Genomic DNA, 2,900 nt, shown 5'->3' on the forward strand with positions numbered 1-2,900 from the left:
CGGCGCGGGCCCGGTTGGTCACTTGCTCTCCTCACGTCGTGCGGGGCGGACGGCGCGGCGGCTCCCGTGCCGGGCACGGGCGCGGCGTCCGGAGCCGGTCACCGGCGGCGACCCGCCGCCTGCCCACCGGAACGACATTCAAGCCACATCCGGGCCGCGGAACGTCCCCGCGACCCCTCGCGGCGAGAAATCTAAGGATTTCCCCGGTGGCGGCCGTGAGATCAAGTGGTGGTGCGATCGGCACCCCGCGTGTCCGGTCCGGCCGACAGGCCGCACGGCACCGCACCGCCGCGCCCGTCCACGCTCGACCGGGCCGCGGCGATCCACGGCAGTCACTTCGTGAAAGGGCCCCCATGGACTCCGCCGCCCGGCCGATCCTCTTCGTCAGCCTGCCCGAGAGCGGGCTGCTGAACCCGCTGCTGGTGCTGGCCGGGGAGCTGGCCCGGCGCGGCGTGCCCGGCCTGTGGTTCGCCACCGACGAGCACCGGCGGCAGGACGTGGAGGCGCTCTCCGCCGCCTCCGCGGTGTCGTTCGCCTCACTGGGCGAGGTGGTCCCCGAACTGTCCGCGGTGACCTGGGACGACGACGTGTACCGCGAGGTCACCCAGTCCTCCCGGTTCAAGGCGCACCGCGCGGTGGTGCGGCAGTCGTACAAGCCGGCTCTCCAGGCCCGCAAGTTCCGTGCGCTGGAGCGGGTCGTCGACGAGGTCCGCCCGGCGCTCATGGTCGTGGACTGCGTGGCCGGCTTCGCGGTCGACCTGGCACTGGCCCGCGGCATCCCGTACGTGCTCAATGTGCCGTTCGTCGCCAGCAACGTGCTGACCTCGCACAACCCCTTCGGCGCCTCCTACACGCCCAAGAACTTCCCGGTCCCCAACTCGGGACTGCCGCTGGTGATGTCGAGGCGCCAGAAGCTGGCCAACACGCTGTTCAAGTGGCGGACGCTGGGCATGTTCCTGCACCCGGCGATGGGCAAGGTGCTGCGGGAGGACGCGGCGATCCGCAAGGAGCTGGGCATCGCCCCGCCCAACGCGATGACGCGGGTGGACGAGGCCGCCGCCGTGGTCTGCTCCTCCGTCGCGGAGCTGGACTACCCCTTCGACGTACCGGAGAAGCTGCGCCTGATGGGAGCCGTGCTGCCGCCGCTGCCGGAGGCGCCGCAGGACACCGAGGTGTCGGGATGGCTCGACAAGCAGTCCTCGGTGGTCTACATGGGCTTCGGCACCATCACCCGGCTCACCCGCGAGGAGGTCGGGGCGCTGGTGGAGGTGGCCAGGCGGATGTCCGGCACGCACCAGTTCCTGTGGAAGCTGCCCGCGGAGCAGCAGCACCTGCTGCCGCCCGCCGAGACGCTGCCGGCGACCCTGCGGGTGGAGAGCTGGGTGCCCTCGCAGCTGGACGTGCTGGCCCACCCGAACGTGTCGGCGTTCTTCTCGCACGGCGGCGGCAACGCCTACCACGAGGGCGTCTACTTCGGTAAGCCGCAGGTGGTGCGGCCGCTGTGGGTGGACTGCTTCGACCAGGCGGTGCGCGGGCGCGACCTCGGCATCAGCCTGACCCTGGACCGGCCGCACACCGTCGACCCGGACGACGTGGTGGACAAGCTGACCCGGGTCACCTCCGACCCGTCCTTCCGCGAGCGGGCCGAGCGGCTGGGCGCCCTGCAGAAGGCGGCGGGCGGCCGGGAGGCCGCCGCCGACGTCGTGCTCGGCCTGCTCCCCGCGGCATGACCCACCCGGCACCCCGGCCGGACCCGGCCCAGCCACAGCCCAGCGACAGCGACAGCCACAGCAGCGAGGACCCCATGGCCTTCACCCACCCCGTCTCCCGGCCCTTCCTGGACGGCCGGGAACTGGAGTACGTCACCGACGCCGTGTCCGGCGGCTGGATCTCGTCCCAGGGGCCGTACGTACGGCGCTTCGAGGAAGCCTTCGCCGCGTGGAACGGGGTGGCGCACGGCGTCGCCTGCTCCTCCGGCACGGCCGCCCTCACCCTCGCGCTGCGCGCCCTGGGCATCGGGCCGGGCGACGAGGTGATCGTGCCGGAGTTCACCATGATCGCCTCCGCGTGGGCCGTCACCTACACCGGCGCCACCCCCGTCTTCGTCGACTGCGCGGACGACCTGAACATCGACGTCATCCGCATCGAGGAGAAGATCACCCCGCGCACCCGGGCGATCATGCCGGTGCACGTCTACGGGCGGCGCTGCGACATGGACGCGGTCATGGACATCGCCCACCAGTACAACCTGCGGGTGGTGGAGGACTCCGCGGAGGCGCACGGCGTCCGTCCGGTCGGGGACATCGCCTGCTTCTCGCTCTTCGCCAACAAGATCATCACGGCGGGCGAGGGCGGCGTCTGCCTCACCGACGACCCCCGGCTCGCCGAGCAGATGGCGCACCTGCGGGCGATGGCCTTCACCCGCGACCACAGCTTCCTGCACAAGAAGCTGGCCTACAACCACCGCATGACCGCCATGCAGGGCGCCGTGGCGCTGGCCCAGGTGGAGCGCCTCGACGGCATCCTCGCCGCGCGCCGGGAGATCGAGGCCCGCTACGACGCCGCCCTCAAGGACGTCCCCGGCATCACGCTGATGCCGGCCCGCGACGTGCTGTGGATGTACGACCTGCGCGCCGAGCGCCGGGAGGAACTGCGCGCCCACCTCGACGCGCGCGGCGTGGAGACCCGGCTGTTCTTCAAGCCGATGAGCCGCCAGCCCGGCTACCTCGACCCGGTGTGGCCGACGCTCAACGCCCACCGGTTCAGCGAGGACGGGCTGTACCTGCCCACCCACACCGGGCTGACCGCCGCCGACCAGGAGTACATCACCGGCGCCGTCCGGGAGTTCTACACCGCGGGCTGACCGGCCGGCCCGCGCCGCGGGCCGCCGCGCCCGCGCG

The 2,900-nt window shown here is 72.5% G+C and carries 2 protein-coding genes; both read left to right on the forward strand.

What is annotated here, in order from left to right; all coding sequences use genetic code 11:
* Positions 1–353: 353 nt before the first annotated feature.
* The gene (locus HO151_RS04975) at positions 354–1,730 is read left to right on the forward strand and encodes a glycosyltransferase (protein ID WP_173894896.1); all 1,377 of its coding nucleotides are present in this window, start codon (positions 354–356) and stop codon (positions 1,728–1,730) included.
* 74 nt (positions 1,731–1,804) lie between these two features.
* A complete protein-coding gene (locus HO151_RS04980; RefSeq protein ID WP_173894897.1) occupies positions 1,805–2,863 on the forward strand; it encodes a DegT/DnrJ/EryC1/StrS aminotransferase family protein in 1,059 nt (352 codons plus the stop codon).
* Positions 2,864–2,900: the final 37 nt, after the last annotated feature.

Source organism: Streptomyces sp. 8P21H-1, assembly GCF_013302945.1.

Excerpts from the sequence above, each read along its gene's own strand:
- HO151_RS04975 (WP_173894896.1), top strand. The coding sequence starts at position 354 with ATGGACTCCGCCGCCCGGCCGATCCTCTTCGTCAGCCTGCCCGAGAGC.
- HO151_RS04980 (WP_173894897.1), top strand. The coding sequence starts at position 1,805 with ATGGCCTTCACCCACCCCGTCTCCCGGCCCTTCCTGGACGGCCGGGAA.